This is a genomic window from Salaquimonas pukyongi, from assembly GCF_001953055.1.
Taxonomy (GTDB): Bacteria; Pseudomonadota; Alphaproteobacteria; order Rhizobiales; family Rhizobiaceae; genus Salaquimonas; species Salaquimonas pukyongi.
The window spans coordinates 3319977-3337770 of sequence record NZ_CP019044.1; the positions used below are offsets into that span (position 1 = coordinate 3319977).

Sequence of the window (17794 nt, forward strand, 5' to 3'; positions counted from 1 at the left end):
GCCGGTTACTCCTTTTTCGGTTTCTCTTTTTCCGATTGCCGTGCAGAGGTTTGCAGCGACCACAGCACCTCGTCCAGAAAGATTGCCACTGCCCCGGCGGTAATGAAGGCATCAGCCAGATTGAAAACCGCAAATGACCAGTTGCCCCAGTGGAACAGGATATAATCAACCACATGCCCCAGAAATACACGATCGACCAGGTTTCCGATGGCGCCACCCGTCACGCAGGCAAATCCGATCTGGGCCAGCCAGCGGCTGCGCGGCGTGCGTTTCCACAGCCAGAAGATGAACAGCAGTATCCCGACCACCATGGCCGCCAGGATACGCTCGTCCAGAAAGGTCAGAAAGGAAAAGGCGATGCCTTCGTTCCAGGTGCGGAACCAGGAAAGGAACGGCAGGACAGGAACCGGTTCTTGAAAGGGAAGCGACGTTTCCACCTTGTTTTTGACGGCAAGATCAAGCGCGACAATGGCGGCGGCCAGCAATACGGCAGAACGTCGGCGTATCTTCATGCGCTCGAAACCCCTTCGGCACCCTCGATTGTTCTCATTACCAGATTATCGCGCCGTGCCTCAAACAGAACAATTCCCGTGGCGACCGCAAGGTTGAGCGAGTCTGCCTGTCCGGCCATGGGGATGAAAACCAGTTTGTCACAGGCGCCTGCGAGATTGGTCGTAAGCCCCTGCTGCTCATTGCCCATTACGAGAATGACGGGTTTTTCCTGCCATGCAATGCTGCGGTAGTCCACGGCACCCTGCAAGTGTGTTCCGGCGATCTGCACGCCGCCAGCTGCCTTTAAGGCCATCGCCACGAATTCGTCCTCACTCAACCGGGCAATGGGCACGTGAAACAGCGAACCCATGGTGGCGCGAACCGCTTCCAGTGAAAACGGATCGGTGCATTCGCCGATCAACAGGATGCCTTTTGCCCCAGCAGCATCAGCGGCCCGGATGATGGTGCCCAGATTACCGGGATCACGCACCCGGTCGAGGGCAATGACGATGTCACCAGGCGCCTTGAGCGAACCGGCTATGTGGTTTGCTTCTTTCCAGCGCTGGCGGATTACGGCGATCACCGTTTGCGGATTGTCGCGGCGGGAAATGGCACCCAGCACCTTGCCGTTGACTTCAAGTATATCGGCGCCCGTAGCGCGGCATCTGGCTGCGGTTGCGGCAAAACCCGGATCGGCGGCCATTTCGCTCGAACAAACCACCGTTTCGATCTGCCAGCCCTGTTCCATCGCGTCGGTCAACAGCTTGCGTCCCTCGGCCAGAAATACGCCCTCGCGGTCGCGGTTCTTCTTCATGGCCAGCGCCTTGATCTGCTTGACCAGAGGGTTGGCCGTCGAGGTAACCGACTTTACCTTGCCGGCGGTTTTTACGGCGGCATCAGCCATCGCTTCCCTCCCGGGCGGGTGTGCCGGGCCTGGCCGTACCAGCGGTCCATCGGCTGAACATGGAGGTTGAGATGCGGCGCTCCGAGCCACGGGTGGCAATCGTCAGTTCACCCGATTCCAAAAGCCCGCCCCTGTCGCCGAAAACTTCCTGCATAAGCTCATGGATGGCAAGAAAGGACGCGCGGATCGTATAGGCGGTCAGAACAACGAAGCCTGCCCGGGGCGAAACCAGCTCCCGGCACAGATCAGCCATATGCGGCAGGTTTTCGAAAAGCTGCCAAACCTCGCCTTTCGGACCTCGGCCATAGGCGGGCGGATCGAGCAGAATGCCTTCATACCGGTTGCCGCGGCGCACTTCCCTTTCGCAAAATCTGACGGCATCCTCGCAAATCCAACGGATGGGTTTTTCACTAAGCCCGGCTCTTTCCTGGTTTTCCCGTGCCCAGCCAATGGCCTTCTTCGATGCATCCACATGGGTGACATGGGCACCGGCGCGCGCCGCGACCAGAGAGGCAAGACCGGTATACCCAAACAGGTTGAGCACCCGGGGCGGGCCGTCTTGACCGTCAAGGCGGGCGAGCTGCTGCTCCATGAACCGCCAGTGGGCGGCCTGTTCGGGAAAGACCCCGGTATGCCGGAAGGAAGTAAAACGGCCCCAATACTGCAGGCCGTCCCATTCCATGGGAAAGGTCTCGCCTTGCTGCGGGTTTTTAAACTGCCAGCGCCCCAGGCCCTCTTCGTCGGTATCGCCTGTAAAAACAGCATCGGCGGCTTTCCATCGCTGCGGAGGCAATCGCTTCTGCCAGATCGCCTGCCCCTCCGGCCGCACGAGGGTCAACGCACCATATTGTTCCAGCTTCTGGCCGTCACCAGAATCCAGTAGCGCATAATCATTGTCTGGCTCGGCGCTGAGCAGGAGCCCTGTTTTTTCTGCAAGCCGCGCCTTTGCAGGTGCAAGCCGGGCAGGTGGCGCTGTTTCAACGGGTTGCTGACGGGGCACTGTTCTTTTTGTGGCCGAAGGCTCGCGTGAATGACGGCGGGCCTTTGCCGGGCCCGGCTGATCCCGGTGGTGCGAGGATTTGGCAGGTTTCCTGTTTCGGGCCATGCGCTTTCCGGGTCAGGTCGATCCGTGGTGCCTGAGTTCAGGCCTGAAATGCTGTAAAGCAATTACCGCTTTGTGAAAACCGCCCTTTGACCTGCAATTGTGTATGCCGGACCAACGGCGCAAGTCCAAATACATGAAAGAAAATCAAACAAGGACGATATGAGAACCTGCCAGGCCGGTGTCGCCATCGCCGGGCCTGCTAGCATCGCCACTCAAACATGAAACGCTCTAAGCTGCCCGTTCCGATGCAGGCAGGGATTTCAACTCGGGATGAAGCTCCCGGGTCAGTTCCTCGGCCCGCTTTTTCTGGGCTTCGGCCTCACTTTGCCATTTCATCGCCTCAGAGTGTTCCTTGCGCAGTTTCTTGCGATGTTTGCCCTGGGTAAACCAGGTGGCAATGCTGCCGATAACCATGCCCAGCAGCAGGGCTGCAAAAAGACACGCAAACAGGGGAAGGGTAAACGCGATGGCAGGATCGGTGGCGTTGAACGGGTCCAGGCTCACCTGTACCGGTGCTCGGTTGGCTACGGACAGCATGATCAGCACTACGGCAACGGGCAGGGCAATAAACAGAAAGACAAGTTTTCTAATCATTGATGCTGGCCTTCGCTTTTCTTGCCGCTCGCCTCATTCTCTGCGCATGCCTGTCCAAATTCATGTTCCATGGGAGTCATGCATTGAGGCGTTCGCGCAATTCCTTGCCCGTTTTGAAAAACGGCACCCACTTCTCCTCGACTTCGACGCGCTCACCGGTCTTTGGATTACGGCCGATCCTGGGTTTGCGGTTCTTCACCGAGAAGGCGCCAAAACCCCTCAGCTCCACCCGGTCTCCGTTGGCCAGCGCGTCTGTGATTTCGCCGAAAATGGCATTCACGATATTCTCTACATCACGAAGATAAAGATGCGGATTTTTGTCGGCAATTAATTGAATAAGTTCAGATTTTATCATCGCTTCGTGATAACCCCCTGGTTCGCCTTCACCTTCCGAGTGTGCCCGCGCCGTCAATCTGAAGCATGGAAACCAGCCCGTCAAGAAACAAGCGCTCAGGCAGCATTTCGTAAAGCTCCCCAAGCGGCGCGGCAGGTGTCGCAAGTCCCAATTGAACGGCAAACCAGCGAAGGGCAGCCGCCGTTTTTCCTGCAGGATTCGACAGGTAAAGGTCGTTGTCGCGATCTGCTTTCCAGGTATGGATTTCAAGGCTGTCGGAAAGCCCCTTTTCCGCCACCAGCCAGGCACGGGCTGTCTCTTCGTCGCCGATTTCGTCGACCAGCCCGTTTTCCAGACCCTGGGCACCGGTAAAAATACTGCCGTCGGCAAGCAGGCGTGCCTTTGACGGCGTAAAGCCGCGCCGGTCGGCAACCAGCCCCACAAACCACTGATAACTGTCCTGAACGATCCGGTCGATCATCGCCTTTGCTTCCGGGGAAGCCGGTTTGAACGGCGAGGGTTCTGCTTTCAGCGGCGAGGATTTGATTTCGTTGACCTCAACCCCGATCTTGTCGAGCAGTTCGGATACCTGGCCGTACTGAAAGATCACGCCTATCGAGCCGACAATGGAAGAGCGTCGCGCAACGATGTGGTCGGAGCCGGCGGCGATCATGTAACCGGCGGAAGCGGCAAGCGTCCCAACGCTGGATGCCACCGGTTTTTCTGCGGCCAGATCCCGCACCGCCTCAAAAATAGCCTCGCCCCCAACGGTGGAGCCGCCAGGCGAGGATATGTCGAGAATGACTGCCTTGACCTGCTCTTTTTCCTTCAGGTCTTCCAGAAGGTCGAGCATCGGCTTGTCATTGGTGATCACGCCGGAAATCTTCACACGGGCAATGTGGTCGCTGCTGCGCTTGCTCAGCCCCTCGAACGCGCCAAGCGCCCAGAGAATTGAAGCGATGGCTGCGGCAAGCAGCAGCAGGGAAGCGATCCGCCAGAAGGTGATGCGGCGCTTCATTTTGCGCCGGTCAACGATCTGATCGGCAGAAAGAGCGGATGATACAGAAGCAGCCATGGTAATTCTCCTGTCTGACCGTTCACCAGGCCCGGGTTATACCGCTCCGGGCAGCCCTGACCGCAATGGTCGCTGGTGTTGTTTCAGGGGTGGCACCTTTGAAACGCAAAAATGATCTAACAGTGCGGCATGCTTGCTGCAAGCTGTGGCTGGAATCAAAAAGGCCCGCGCCGGATTGACCGCACGGGCCTTCTTCTCAGTGTATCCAGCGGTTATTTCTCGCCGGATTTTTCTTTCAGCGCAGCACCAAGAATATCGCCAAGGGATGCTCCGGAATCGGTTGAACCGTACTGTGCGACGGCCTCCTTCTCCTCGGCAATCTCCAGCGCCTTGATCGACACGCCCACCTTGCGGTTTTTCTTGTCGAACTGGATGATGCGGGCATCGACCTTCTGGCCGGGAGCGAAGCGCTCGGGGCGCTGTTCGTCACGGTCACGCGAAAGGTCGGAGCGCTTGATGAAGGTCTGGATGTCGGTATCGGCGATTTTCACCTCAAGTCCGTTATCCTTCACTTCAAGCACCTCACAGGTGACCACGGCACCCTTGCGCAGGTCGCCGGAGTCTGCGGCATCGCCGATCGGATCGCCCGAAAGTTGCTTGATGCCCAGGGAAATGCGTTCCTTCTCGATATCCACATCCAGAACGACAGCATCCACCGTATCGCCCTTGTTGTAGTCCTCGATGGCTTCTTCGCCGGAACGGTTCCAGTCCAGATCGGACAGGTGGACCATGCCGTCGACATCGCCTTCCAGGCCGATGAACAGGCCGAATTCGGTCTTGTTCTTGACCTCGCCGGACACCTTGGCGCCGACCGGGAACTGTTTGGCGAAACCTTCCCACGGGTTTTCCAGGGTCTGCTTGAGGCCCAGCGAGATGCGGCGCTTGGCCGGATCGACCTCGAGAACCTGCACTTCGACTTCCTGGCTGGTGGAAACGATCTTGCCGGGATGGACGTTCTTCTTGGTCCACGACATTTCCGAAACGTGGATCAGTCCCTCGATACCCGGTTCGATCTCAACAAACGCACCATAGTCGGTGATGTTGGTGATACGGCCCGTAATACGCGTATGGACCGGGAACTTGGTTTCGATCGATTCCCACGGATCGCTTTCGAGCTGTTTCATGCCTAGCGAAATACGGTGGGTTTCCTGGTTCACGCGGATGATCTGGACCTTGACGGTCTGACCGATCTGCAGAATTTCCGATGGGTGGTTAACCCGGCGCCAGGCCATGTCGGTAACGTGCAAAAGGCCGTCAATGCCACCAAGATCGACGAATGCGCCGTAATCGGTGACATTCTTGACCACGCCCTCGACGACCTGACCCTCTTCGAGGTTCTGGACGATTTCAGAGCGCTGTTCAGCGCGGTTTTCTTCCAGGATGGTGCGGCGCGAAACAACAATGTTGCCGCGGCGGCGGTCCATCTTGAGAATCTGGAAAGGCTGCGGGTTGTTCATCAGCGGGGTCACGTCGCGGATCGGACGAATATCCACCTGGGAACGGGGCAGGAAGGCGACAGCGCCGTCCAGATCGACGGTGAAACCGCCCTTGACCTGGTTGAAGATGATGCCTTCGACCTTTTCGTTGTTCTCGAATTTCTCTTCAAGGCGCTGCCAGCTTTCCTCGCGGCGGGCTTTTTCCCGGCTCAGCATGGCTTCGCCAAGCGCATTTTCGATCCGCTCGACATAGACCTCGACTTCATCGCCCACATTGAGCGAGCCGTCTTTTGCCTTGGCGCCGAATTCTTTCAGGGGCACGCGGCCCTCGACTTTCAGGCCGACATCGATGACGGCCATGTCTTTTTCGATCGCTGTGATCAGCCCTTTGACTACCGCGCCTTCTACGACGTCATGGATTTCAAAGGATTCGTTGAGAAGAGTTTCGAACTCTTCCCGGGTAGGGTTCAGACTTTCCATTATTGCTCCTGGCAGAACGGCGGCCGGATTTCGTGGCGGCTTGCGCCTTGCGATACGCGGTTCTGCATTTGCGCCGGGTTGGTGTTGCGTTTCGGAGAAAAGGCCTACCATTAAAATGGCATGTGGCGCGAGGGCGTTTTCTCCGGTTTTCTGCCAGCACTTCCCAAAACCAAACAGGGGCAGGTCACCCTGCCATCGCATCCCGTCTGACAATCGAAAAATGCTGTTTCAGGCCTGTTTTGCGCTCGTTACGCTTTCTACGTGTTCAAGAGCGGCGTGAAACGCGGACTCTATATCCATTTCGCTTGTATCGATCAAGTGCGCATCTTCAGCTGGTTTCAGCGGCGAATCGGCACGGTTCATGTCGCGCTCATCCCGCCTTTTGATATCTGCCAGGATTTCAGCGTACTCTGCCGTCCCGCCTTTGGACAGGATTTCCTCATGCCGGCGGCGGGCGCGAACTTGCGGTGTCGCGGTAACATACAGCTTCACATCGGCGTTTGGACACACGACCGTGCCGATATCCCGGCCATCGAGCACAGCACCCTTGCCGGATTCTGCAAATTTCCTCTGTGCTTCCACCAGTGCCTTGCGCACGCTGCTCATTACCGCGACTTTCGAGGCGGCTTCACCGACCTCATGGGTGGAAAGAATGTCCCTGTCGAGCGCGCCAAGATTAATGCTGGTCGCGACTTCCGCCGCCAGTGCCTCACTGTCGAGGGGAAGCCCGACCTGAAGCAGGGCATGGGCAACGGCCCGGTAGGTCAAGCCGGTATCAAGATGCGGCAAACCATAATGGGCCGCCAATCTGCGCGCCAGCGTCCCCTTGCCGGAAGCAGCAGGGCCATCGATGGCGATTACCAGCCGGTCAGCCATTTGACGGCTCCAGCACAGCCCCCAATTCCCGCATCAGGGCCGTAAATTCTGGAAAACTCGTGGCGATGGGCGATGCATCGTCGATCTGTACTGGCTTCTCGGCGCCCAGCCCCATGACCAGGAAGCTCATGGCGATGCGGTGATCAAGATGGGTCGCGACCGGGGCAATGTTGCCGGATCCTGCGCCGCCCAGCCCCTTGCCGCCGGGCGTACCGGTGACTTTCAGCCAGTCCTTGCCTTCCTCGCAGGAAACCCCATTGGCTTTAAGGCCCGCACCAACGGCTGCAAGGCGGTCACTTTCCTTGACCCGCAATTCGCCGACATCCTCCATCAAGGTTTCACCGCCGGCAAAGGCAGCAGCAACCGCCAGCACGGGATATTCATCGATCATCGAGGCCGAGCGCTCGCCCGGGACGGTTACGCCCTTCAGTTGCGAAGACCGAATGCGCAGATCGGCGATCCTTTCACCACCGCTTTCGCGTTCATTGGAAATGTCAATATTCGCGCCCATTTCCAGCAGGGTGGTGACAAGGCCGGTACGGGTCGGGTTCATCAGGATGTTGGGCAAGGTAACATCGCTGCCTTCAACAATCAGTGCGGCAACGATGGGGAAAGCGGCCGAAGAGGGATCGGATGGTACCTGGATGTCCTGACCGGCAAGGTTCCCCTGACCTTCGAGCCGGATGAAACGGGTACCATCGGTTTTGGTTTCAACTTCTATCGCGGCGCCGAACCCTGCCAGCATTTTCTCGCTGTGATCGCGCGTCATGACGGGTTCAACAACCGTAGTGATGCCCGGCGCGTTGAGGCCGGCGAGCAATACGGCGGATTTTACCTGGGCAGAAGGCATCGGTACGCGATACTCGATGGGTGCGGTTACGCGCGGCCCGCAAAGGGTAATCGGCAGGCGGCATCCTTCCCGGCTGTCGAGGAGCTGGGTTCCCATGAGTTTGAGCGGATCGACGATGCGCCCCATGGGGCGTTTTGAAAGGGAGGCATCGCCCGCGAACGTCACCGGGAAGTCATAGCTGCCGGCAAGTCCCATATAAAGGCGGCACCCGGTCCCTGAATTGCCGAAGTCAATGGCTTCTTCCGGTTCGAGCAGAAGGCCGTTTCCGGTTCCCTGTATGATCCAGTCATCTCCTTCCTTGCCAGCAATGGCACCCAGCATTCTGCTTGCCTTGAGGGAATTGAGCACGTCTTCGCCTTCCAGCAGCCCGGAAATTCTGGTTGTGCCGCTGGCTAGTCCGCCGAGAAGTACGGACCGGTGGGAAATGGATTTGTCGCCCGGCACTGCTGCAACCCCCGAAAGGGACTTCGCCTTGCTGGCGATCATTGGTATTGCAGGTCCATGGGGTGCCATGGGGGACGTCTTTCTTGGCAATGCCCTTGCAGGCGAGGTGTGGGCGGAACGAACCGCGGCTGACCTATCACAGCTTTGGTGCCGCGTCACCCGGCCTTTTTGCGGCCAAACGGCTTATGAACGGCGCTGCAAACAGGCGATAATCCCTTGTTGAAATTTGGTTTTGACAGGAAATGCAGAGGGCTGTATGGGAAGCGCGATTTGTTCCCCTTCATTTGCGTTTGTATCCCTTTGGCAGAAAGAGGCTGACCGTGGCTAAAGACAAACTAGGAACCAAACGGGTGTGTCCGGATACCGGACGCAAGTTCTATGACCTGAACAAGGATCCGGTGGTTTCTCCCTATTCAGGAAAAAGCTACCCGCTCTCCTTCTTTCTGGAAACCGCCAGCGTGACGAAGGTGAAGAAGGAGCAGGCGGAGCCGGAGGCAAAGGCGCCGAAGGAGGAGGAAGCCGAGAAGGTTGACGAGGAAGAGGGCGAACTGGAGGAAGAGACCGCCGTTGAAATTGTCAGCCTGGAGGATTCCGAAGACGATGATGATGACGAAGATGGCGAAATCACTACGTCCGATGATGTAACGGATGACGATATTCCCGAAATTCCGGATGTTGAACTGGACGATGACGAAGATGACGACGCCGCAGAAGACGACATCTTCCTCGACGATGACGAAGATGACGATACGCCCATCGCAGGCGTGGTCCCCGCCAAGGATGACGAGGATCTGTAACCGCGTTTGACGGTCTGGCGGCAAAGCCTGATCCGCAGTGAAATTCGGCGTAGCAGTGCATTAAGTCTTGATTTGAATTGGCCGGAGCGGTATTGCAACGGCCTTGAAAGGAAACCGGCAGGATCGGTTTCCGCCACTTGGCCAGATTGCCTTCGGGCAGGCCTGTTTGTGGGGCTATAGCTCAGCTGGGAGAGCGCTTGCATGGCATGCAAGAGGTCAGCGGTTCGATCCCGCTTAGCTCCACCAAATTCCTCCGGTTTACAAGAAAGCCGCTTTTTGCGGCGGCATTCCTTTCCAAATCCCATCGATGCCCTAAATTACGGTGCATGAGGCTTGACCGCGCCATTCCCGCTTTGCTTGTTGTTTTTCCGCTTGCCGGCACACCCTTTCACTCTGATGCACATCAGGCTGCCTCAGGCCACCCTTACCCGCCCGATTGCTGCAATAACCGCGATTGCCGTCAACTGGATCGCCGTGAAGTGTCGCTCGGGCCTGGATATTATGTTTGGCGGGACAAGCGCATAGCCTTCAAGAGCCCGAGGGTGCGGCCTTCACCGGACGGGCACTTTCATGTCTGCGAAAACGCCCACTGGGGCGACACTTCCGGCAATCTGGTCGTTACCTGTTTTCTTGTGCCGCCGGAAAGCTGACATTTTACTTGCAAGGCATGACTGGCTGGACCACATAAGGACAAATTGAACAAATTGCCCTGAATGGAAGCTGGCGATGAAAATCGGCATTTTGCAAACCGGCCATGTGCCGGAAGATCTGGTGAAACAACATGGCGAATATCCGGCCATGTTCGAACGGATGCTTTCCGGTCATGGTTTCACTTTTGAAACCTGGGCCGTGGTCGACAATGAACTTCCCGACAGTATTTACAGCGCTGATGCCTGGCTGATCACCGGATCGCGCCACGGCGCCTATGAAGATCATGCCTTTATTCCGCCACTGGAAGCCTTCATTCGGAAAGCCTATGCCGCTGAAGTGCCGCTTGCCGGAATATGCTTCGGTCACCAGATTCTCGCACAGGCACTTGGGGGAAAGGTTGTCAAATTTCCCGGCGGGTGGGGTCTTGGGCAAACCGTTTACAAAATGGGGGAAGAGGAAATCGAGTTGCTGGCCCTGCATCAGGACCAGGTGGTCGAAAAACCGGAGGCTGCCGAAGTAATCGCCTCGACGGATTTCTGCGCCAATGCCGGTCTCGCCTATCCCGGGGCAAACGGAATAAAGGCCATCAGCTTTCAGCCGCATCCAGAGTTTTCGACGCAGTATCTGCGCGACCTGATCGTAACCCGTTCCGGGGTCGCCTTTCCGGAAGAACAAGGCAACGCCGCGCTCAGTTCGGTGAAAGAAAAGAACGACTCTGACAAAATCGCTCAACAGCTTGCCGATTTCTTCCTCAAGGCAAGGGCGAGCCAGGCTGCCTGACCTAACCCAGCAGCACGTTGGGCAGCCACAGCACTATCTGTGGAAAGGCGATCAGGACGCCGACCGTAATCACATCCGCGATGAAAAACGGTGAAGCGCCGCGAAAGACGTCCTGCGCCGAAATGTCGGGGCGCACGCCGGCCACGACGAAGCAGTTGAGCCCGATCGGCGGCGTGATGAGACACAGCTCCGCCATCTTGACCACGATGATCCCGAACCACACAGCACAGTTCTCGCCGGACATGCCGAGGGCTGAATCCGCATAACTGACATCCGGGCCGCCATTAAGCGCAATGACAGCGGGAAACGTGATCGGCAGGGTCAGGATCAGCATGCCGATTGCATCCATGAACATGCCCAGGATGACATAGGCCGCAAGGATGAACAGCAGGGTGACGATTGCCGGCTGGTCAAGACCGGTGATGAAGCCGGCAAAGGCGCCGGGCAGGTCTGCAAAGCCCAGATAGCGCACATAGATCAGCACGCCCCAGATCATGGTGAAAATCATGGCAGTCAGCTTGGCACTCTCAAGCAGGGCGCCGCGCAACTGGGTCCAATTGGTACCTTTTGCAAGCGACATGACCAGCACGACGAATGCGCCAAGGGCACCTGCCTCCGTGGGCGTACCCCATCCCGCATAGATGCAGTAGATGATGATGAAAACGACAAAAAGAATGGGAAGCGTGCCCGGCACCGAAACCAGGCGTTCCTTCCAGCTGTACCCCTTGACCGCCGGCCCCATGTCCTTGCGCATGGTTGCCATCAGGATAATCAGTGCAGCGTAGATGAGCGCAGATACAAGTCCGGGCAGAAAGCCGGCCATCAACAGCCTGCCGACCGAACTTTCGGTAATGATGGCGTATATGACGAGGATGGCGGAAGGCGGTATCAACGAAGCCAGCGTGCCCCCGGCTGCAACGACACCGGCGGCAAAGCGCTTGTCGTAGCCGACCTTCAGCATTTCAGGGATGGCAATGCGGGCAAATACCGCCGAGGTTGCCACCGAGGCGCCGGACACGGCAGCAAATCCTGCCGTTGCAAACACGGTTGCAACGCCAAGCCCGCCCGGAAGCCAGCCGACCCAGCGTTTGGCCGCCTCGAACAGTGCTTTTGTGAACCCTGCAAAATAGGCCAGATACCCGATCAGAATGAAGGTTGGAATCAGCGCCAGAACATGGCTTTCGGTTTTCGAGTGGGGAACCTGCCCGGCCAGTTTCAGGGTGATGATGAATGCCCGGTCAAGGGGATATCCCTTTTCGAAGGCGTAAAAGGAAAATAGCCCCACCATGCCGACCAGCGCAGTGGCAAAGGCAACGCGCACACCAATGATCACAAGAACAATCAGTACCCCGGCCAACAGCAGGCAGACTTCCATCGCGGTCATTTGGTAACCTCGTCGTCGGCCTGTCCGGAAACCGTCTCAGCCTCGTTCATTGCCTGGGTGGCGGCATCCTCGATCAATGGAACCGCAACCGGCTCATCTTCCCCGGACCGGATTGCAAGCCAGTATGCCCAGCTCTGCAGTGCAAAGCGGGCAAGCAGAAAACAGAACATTACCGGCACCAGCATTTTCACCGGCCAAGTGGGGATGTTCATGTCGTCTGTGGTATCGCCGAGGGTGAAGGCGCGTATTGCATGATCGAAAGATCCGTAGACCAGCGCGATGGTCAAAACGGCCATCAGCGCGATCCCGGCCAACTCCGCGATCCACAACACCCGGCCCTTCAGTGTGCCGACCACAATGTCCATGCGGATGTGACTGCCAAGACGCTGGCAATACGCAATGCCCATGAATGCCATGACCGGCATGATCTGGGACATGATCGCCACATAACCCGGAACCGGCCAGTTGAGGAACTTGCGGCCAAGAATGTTGACGACGGATAAAATCATCGCGCCGAGAATGGCAACGCCGCCAGCCAGCGCCATCCAGCCTTCGATTCGAAACAGCCAGCGGTCGGCGCGGCTTACCGCGCTGTCATCGGAATGAACGGAGTGGGCGGACATCTTCTGGCCGGAAGAAATGCCGGAGCAGGGCCGCAGCTAGATGATGCCGCAGCCCAAATGCTCCATTGCTATTTCATCTCAGCCAGTTTGGACTTGACGAAGTCGTAAAGCTCCTGAGCCTTGATCTTGCCTTCATTGGCCGCGATCCATTCATCGCGCACCGGTCCGGCAGCAGCTTCCTGCAGGCCGCTGACCACTTCGTCCGGCAGCGTGATTTTCTCCACCCCGTTCTTTTCCAGAGCCGGATCCCACTTGTCATAGACTTCCTGGTAAGCTTCGTAATAACGCTCCATGGCTGCCGGAATGGAAGACATCAGCGCTTCACGGTGCTCGTCCGGCAATGCTGCCAGGGCATCGTTGTTGACAACCACCGGACAATTGACCGCTCCGGGATTGAGATTGGTCGTCCACCAATCGGCGATTTCGATCGTGCGGAACGAAAGATGGGCATGCGGCGCAAACGCCACGGCATCCACCACACCGGACTCAAGCGCGGTGTAAGCCTCCGAAGAGGTCACCGAAGTAGGAACGGCACCAACTTTCTTGAAGGCTTCGCCCATCCCGCCGGTGGCGCGAACCCGCAGCCCGTTGAAGTCGTCAAGGGTCGACGGCGCATCACCAACACCAGCAAGGTTATACTGTGGCAGTGGCGAGGCCATGATGATGGTGGCATTCCAGCGCGCCAGATCCTTGATCACTTCCGGATGCTGATAAAGCGCCATGTCGAGATCGCCCTCCTGCTTCAGGGTCTCAACACCGAGGAACGGCAGATCAAGCACCATCAGGGTCGGGTTCTTGTCGGGGTGATAGGCTGCGCAGAACTGCGCCATTTCGAACGCGCCGACAGAGATGCCGTCCAGATTTTCCCGGTTTTTCGACAATCCGCCATAGGAGATGTTCAAGGTGAACTCGCCACCGGACTTTTCCTTGACCAGTTCGGCGAGCTTTTCGACATGTTCTGTGAACGCGCGCCGCTTGCCCCAGAGGGAAACGTTCCATTCTACCGCAAGCACCTGTGTCGCCGAAAAAGCCAGCACGGTGGATGCCAAAAGTGTTTTTTGAATTGTTTTCATGATTTCCTCCCGAAATTTCCAGTTGTGAACTTAGCGGTTCTTTCGTGAAATTCAAACCCGCAACCTTCGAGCCGTCAGGGAGATCAAACTTGCGCAATGCACGATTAGGTGGCTGCTTTCTCCATGCCGGCCGGTCACTGTAACATTTCATGGCGCCAGCCGCCGCCAGTGATTATAAAACGGATGAAACCATGGGAGCCCGGCCATGAGCAACTGAATGTGGGTGGTAGGCAAGGTTGCTGCGCCGGTTTTACGGAGCAATGCCCGTACAGGCAGCGCGGGAACAGGATTGGGAGGCGTTTACTTGACCAACTCTTACGATACCGAGCTGGACCGCAATGAGGCGAATTTTCAGCCGCTGACGCCGCTGCAGTTTCTCGAACGGGCGGCAAGCGTCTTTCCAGGCCACACGGCCATCATCCATGGCGGTATGCGGATTTCTTACCGGACATTCTATGACCGTGCGCGCCAACTTGCATCCGCACTGTCCAGGCGCGGTATTGGCCGGGGAGATACCGTCTCGGTCATGCTGTCCAACACGCCGCCCATGCTCGAAGCGCACTATGGTGTTCCCATGGCCGGCGCTGTGCTTCACTCCATGAACACGCGGCTTGATCCGGCAACCATCGCCTTCCAGCTCGATCACAGTGAGAGCAGGCTGGTTGTTGTCGACCGTGAATTTGCATCGACCATGGGCGAGGCGCTGGCACTGGCTGAAAACAGACCTGAAGTCATCGCCTATGACGATCCGCAGTTCCCGCACGATGGTGAACTGCCCGGAAAACTTGACTATGAAGCCCTGCTTGGCGAAGGCGATCCCAACTTTGAGTGGTTGTGGCCAAAGGATGAGTGGGATTCTATTTCCCTCAACTATACTTCCGGCACCACCGGCAATCCGAAAGGCGTTGTTTATCATCACAGGGGTGCGGCACTGCTTGCCCAGGGCAATGCGCTGACGGCCTCCATGCCAAAACATGCTGTCTATCTTTGGACCCTGCCAATGTTCCACTGCAATGGCTGGTGCTTTCCCTGGACGCTGTCTGCGCTTGCCGGAACCCATGTTTGCCTGCGGGCTGTTCGGCAAAAACCGATCTGGGATGCCCTTGCCGATCATGGCGTTACCCATATGTGCGGTGCGCCCATCGTCATGTCGACCATCCTTTCCACGGCGAAGGAAGACAAGCGCGAACTTCCGCAAAGCGTCGAGTTCATGACGGCGGCCGCTCCGCCGCCCGAACGCGTGCTTGCCGACATGAAGGAAGCAGGCTTCAATGTGACCCATCTTTACGGGCTGACCGAAGTTTATGGCCCGGCAGTCGTCAATGACTGGAATGCGGCATGGGATGATCTCGACCCCCAAAGGCAGGCAGCACTCAAGGCACGCCAGGGCGTGCGGTACCTCGCACTGGAAGGGTTGAGCGTGCGCGATCCTGAAACCATGGCTGAAGTGCCGAGGGATGGAAAAACCCTTGGCGAAGTCATGATGCGCGGCAATGTGGTGATGAAGGGCTATTTGAAGAACGCGAAAGCCACGAAGGAAGCATTCGAGGGCGGCTGGTTCCACACCGGCGATCTCGCCGTATGGCATCCCGACGGATATATCCAGTTGAAGGACCGTTCCAAGGACATCATCATCTCCGGCGGCGAAAACATCTCCTCCATTGAAGTGGAGGATGTTCTCTACAAGCATCCTTCGGTCAGCGCTGCGGCAGTGGTGGCGATGCCGGATGAAAAGTGGGGTGAGCGGCCCTGTGCCTTTGTCGAAACGGCAGCGGGTGCGGCTATCACAGAAGAGGAACTGATGGCATGGTGCAACCAGCATCTGGCCCGTTTCAAGCTGCCGGCAAAAATCGCCTTCGGCGATTTGCCGAAGACATCAACAGGCAAGATCCAGAAATTCGTGCTGCGCGAACAGGCGAAGGCACTCGGTAACGGCAAGGGACAGGAATGAACCACGACCGCTATGAGGACACCTATATCCGCGGCATCCTGGACGAAGTGAAAACCATCGCCGTTGTCGGCGCCAGTGCCAACACGGTGCGGCCATCCTATTTCGTGCTGAAATACCTGATCTCGAAAGGTTATGACGTTATCCCTGTCAATCCCGGCCATGCCGGACGGGAAATCGCGGGATGCATGACGTTTGCTTCCCTTGGCGATATCGACCGTCCGGTCGACATGGTGGACATCTTCCGCAACTCCGAAGCCGCCAAGGGCGTGGTCGAAGAAGCGCTGGCCCTTGAGCCTCTGCCCAAGGTGATCTGGATGCAATTGTCTGTACGCAATGATGAAGCAGCGGCGATGGCCGAGGCAAAGGGTGTGAAAGTGGTCATGAACCGGTGTCCGAAAATCGAATATGCCCGCCTTTGCGGTGAGATAGGCTGGGCCGGTGTTGCTTCCAACGTGATCTCTGCCAGAAAGCCGAAATTGCAGCAGGGATTTCAGCGCTTTGCCATCACGCGGCAGGAAAAGTCCTGACAAGGGAAATTGTTTCCTCTCTGGGGCATCAGATTGAAATGGCATTGTTGTTCTTTGCCGCCTGTTGCCGGATAAGTAATCAAATCTGATTCCTGTGTTTTTGTACGGAGCCTCCCATGAGCGATACGCAACCCGGATTTTCAACCCTCGCAGTTCATGCCGGTTCGGCGCCCGATGCAGCGACCGGAGCGCGGGCAACGCCCATCTACCAGACAACGAGTTTCGTCTTTGACGACGTGGATCAGGCCGCAGCGCTGTTTGGCCTGCAGGCCTTCGGCAACATCTACACCAGGATCACCAATCCGACGACCGCTGTGCTGGAAGAGCGGGTTGCTGCCCTTGAAGGGGGAACCGCAGCGCTTGCCGTTGCTTCCGGTCACGCGGCACAACTCGGTGTTTTTCATACACTGCTACGGCCTGGTGATGAGTTCATTGCATCGGACAAACTATATGGTGGTTCGATCAACCAGTTTAACCATTCCTTCCAGAACTTCGGTTGGAAGGTGGTCTGGGTGAATATGGAGGATGAAGAAGCACTCAAGAAAGCAGTCAGCGACAAGACCAAGGCGATCTTCATTGAAAGTCTTGCCAATCCGGGTGGTGTGGTGATCGACATCGAGCGCGTATCGAAAGTGGCAAAAGCCGCCGGCGTGCCGCTGATTGTCGACAATACCCTTGCCACCCCCTATCTGTGCCGCCCGATTGAACACGGCGCCGATATTGTGGTGCATTCGCTGACCAAGTTCATGGGCGGCCATGGCAATTCCATGGGCGGCATCATCATCGACGGCGGCACCTTCGACTGGTTGGCATCGGGCCGCTACCCCATGCTGTCGGAACCGCGTCCTGAATATCAGGGCATGGTGCTGGCAGAGACCTTCGGCAATTTCGCCTTTGCCATTGCCTGCCGGGTACTGGGCCTGCGCGACCTGGGGGGAGCGATATCTCCGTTCAATGCATTCCTCATTGCAACCGGGATCGAAACCCTGCCGCTCAGGATGCAACGGCACTGCGACAATGCGCAGGTTGTTGCAGAATGGCTGGAGGCGCACGACAAGGTTGACTGGGTACGCTATGCCGGACTGAAATCCGACCCCTGTCACGAACTAGCAGGCAAATATCTGCCCAAGGGGGCAGGCTCCGTGTTCACGTTTGGTGTGAAGGGCGGATATGAAGCAGGCGTCAAGCTGGTTTCGTCCACCGGACTGTTGTCGCATGTCGCCAATATCGGCGATTCAAAAAGCCTGATTATTCATCCGGCTTCCACCACCCACCGCCAGTTGACGGATGAGCAGAAAGCGGCCGCCGGTGCCGGACCGGAAGTGGTGCGGCTTTCCATCGGGGTCGAGGACGTTGCCGACATCATTGCCGATCTGGAACAGGCTCTGGCGGAAGTCTGAAAAAGACCGCTCCCGTCC

18 protein-coding genes and 1 tRNA gene are annotated in these 17794 nt (G+C 57.5%); 7 read left to right on the top strand and 12 right to left on the bottom strand.

Features of this window, described 5'->3' with window-relative positions; all coding sequences use genetic code 11:
- Window positions 1-5: 5 nt before the first annotated feature.
- The 9 genes from lspA to aroA form a co-directional block, all read right to left on the bottom strand.
- A complete protein-coding gene (gene lspA / locus BVL55_RS16000; RefSeq protein ID WP_075997733.1) occupies window positions 6-512 on the bottom strand; it encodes a signal peptidase II in 507 nt (168 codons plus the stop codon).
- Window positions 509-1396 carry a TrmH family RNA methyltransferase gene (locus tag BVL55_RS16005; protein WP_075997734.1) on the bottom strand — a complete coding sequence of 296 codons (888 nt, stop codon included), beginning with the start codon at window positions 1394-1396 and terminating at the stop codon, window positions 509-511. Before BVL55_RS16005 ends, lspA begins: the two co-directional genes overlap by 4 nt.
- Window positions 1389-2501 carry a class I SAM-dependent rRNA methyltransferase gene (locus BVL55_RS16010; RefSeq protein WP_075997735.1) on the bottom strand — a complete coding sequence of 371 codons (1113 nt, stop codon included), beginning with the start codon at window positions 2499-2501 and terminating at the stop codon, window positions 1389-1391. The genes BVL55_RS16005 and BVL55_RS16010 overlap by 8 nt, the downstream gene beginning before the upstream one ends.
- A 228-nt stretch (window positions 2502-2729) precedes the next feature.
- On the bottom strand, window positions 2730-3095 hold the full coding sequence (locus BVL55_RS16015) for a LapA family protein (protein WP_075997736.1): 366 nt from the start codon (window positions 3093-3095) through the stop codon (window positions 2730-2732).
- A 76-nt stretch (window positions 3096-3171) separates the two neighbouring features.
- A complete protein-coding gene (locus BVL55_RS16020) occupies window positions 3172-3450 on the bottom strand; it encodes an integration host factor subunit beta (RefSeq protein ID WP_075997737.1) in 279 nt (92 codons plus the stop codon).
- 28 nt (window positions 3451-3478) lie between these two features.
- Window positions 3479-4504 (bottom strand): signal peptide peptidase SppA, encoded by a 1026-nt coding sequence (gene sppA / locus BVL55_RS16025; RefSeq protein ID WP_075997738.1) that lies wholly within the window; start codon window positions 4502-4504, stop codon window positions 3479-3481.
- A 212-nt stretch (window positions 4505-4716) separates the two neighbouring features.
- On the bottom strand, window positions 4717-6420 hold the full coding sequence (rpsA, locus tag BVL55_RS16030; protein WP_075998244.1) for a 30S ribosomal protein S1: 1704 nt from the start codon (window positions 6418-6420) through the stop codon (window positions 4717-4719).
- A gap of 228 nt (window positions 6421-6648) precedes the next feature.
- Window positions 6649-7296 (bottom strand): (d)CMP kinase, encoded by a 648-nt coding sequence (cmk, locus tag BVL55_RS16035; RefSeq protein WP_075997739.1) that lies wholly within the window; start codon window positions 7294-7296, stop codon window positions 6649-6651.
- Entirely contained in the window at window positions 7289-8632 is a 1344-nt protein-coding gene (gene aroA / locus BVL55_RS16040; protein ID WP_342097856.1) for a 3-phosphoshikimate 1-carboxyvinyltransferase, read from the bottom strand. The genes cmk and aroA overlap by 8 nt, the downstream gene beginning before the upstream one ends.
- 278 nt (window positions 8633-8910) lie before the next feature.
- On the opposite strand from aroA, the gene BVL55_RS16045 reads away from it, so the two are divergent.
- The 4 genes from BVL55_RS16045 (at window position 8911) to BVL55_RS16060 (ending at window position 10818) form a co-directional block, all read left to right on the top strand.
- The gene (locus tag BVL55_RS16045) at window positions 8911-9387 is read left to right on the top strand and encodes a TIGR02300 family protein (RefSeq protein ID WP_075998245.1); all 477 of its coding nucleotides are present in this window, start codon (window positions 8911-8913) and stop codon (window positions 9385-9387) included.
- A 170-nt stretch (window positions 9388-9557) separates the two neighbouring features.
- Window positions 9558-9633: transfer RNA gene (locus tag BVL55_RS16050), tRNA-Ala, on the top strand.
- A 233-nt stretch (window positions 9634-9866) separates the two neighbouring features.
- Window positions 9867-10037, top strand: coding sequence for a hypothetical protein (locus tag BVL55_RS16670; RefSeq protein WP_156892577.1), 171 nt, complete (start codon window positions 9867-9869; stop codon window positions 10035-10037).
- Window positions 10038-10113: 76 nt separating this feature from the next.
- Window positions 10114-10818, top strand: a complete 705-nt coding sequence (locus BVL55_RS16060) for a type 1 glutamine amidotransferase (protein ID WP_075997742.1) — start codon at window positions 10114-10116, stop codon at window positions 10816-10818.
- A 1-nt stretch (window position 10819) separates the two neighbouring features.
- On the opposite strand, the gene BVL55_RS16065 is transcribed toward BVL55_RS16060, so the two are convergent.
- From BVL55_RS16065 to BVL55_RS16075, 3 genes are all read right to left on the bottom strand, one after another.
- Window positions 10820-12202, bottom strand: coding sequence for a TRAP transporter large permease (locus BVL55_RS16065; protein ID WP_075997743.1), 1383 nt, complete (start codon window positions 12200-12202; stop codon window positions 10820-10822).
- On the bottom strand, window positions 12199-12825 hold the full coding sequence (locus BVL55_RS16070; RefSeq protein WP_075997744.1) for a TRAP transporter small permease subunit: 627 nt from the start codon (window positions 12823-12825) through the stop codon (window positions 12199-12201). Before BVL55_RS16070 ends, BVL55_RS16065 begins: the two co-directional genes overlap by 4 nt.
- Window positions 12826-12893: 68 nt before the next feature.
- Window positions 12894-13898 carry a C4-dicarboxylate TRAP transporter substrate-binding protein gene (locus BVL55_RS16075; RefSeq protein WP_075997745.1) on the bottom strand — a complete coding sequence of 335 codons (1005 nt, stop codon included), beginning with the start codon at window positions 13896-13898 and terminating at the stop codon, window positions 12894-12896.
- A gap of 304 nt (window positions 13899-14202) precedes the next feature.
- On the opposite strand from BVL55_RS16075, the gene BVL55_RS16080 reads away from it, so the two are divergent.
- From BVL55_RS16080 to BVL55_RS16090, 3 genes are all read left to right on the top strand, one after another.
- Entirely contained in the window at window positions 14203-15849 is a 1647-nt protein-coding gene (locus tag BVL55_RS16080; RefSeq protein ID WP_244530544.1) for an acyl-CoA synthetase, read from the top strand.
- Window positions 15846-16376: a CoA-binding protein gene (locus BVL55_RS16085; protein WP_075997747.1), complete on the top strand. Its 531-nt coding sequence runs from the start codon at window positions 15846-15848 to the stop codon at window positions 16374-16376. Before BVL55_RS16080 ends, BVL55_RS16085 begins: the two co-directional genes overlap by 4 nt.
- Before the next feature lie 116 nt (window positions 16377-16492).
- Entirely contained in the window at window positions 16493-17776 is a 1284-nt protein-coding gene (locus BVL55_RS16090; RefSeq protein ID WP_075997748.1) for an O-acetylhomoserine aminocarboxypropyltransferase, read from the top strand.
- The last annotated feature ends 18 nt before the right edge of the window (window positions 17777-17794 follow it).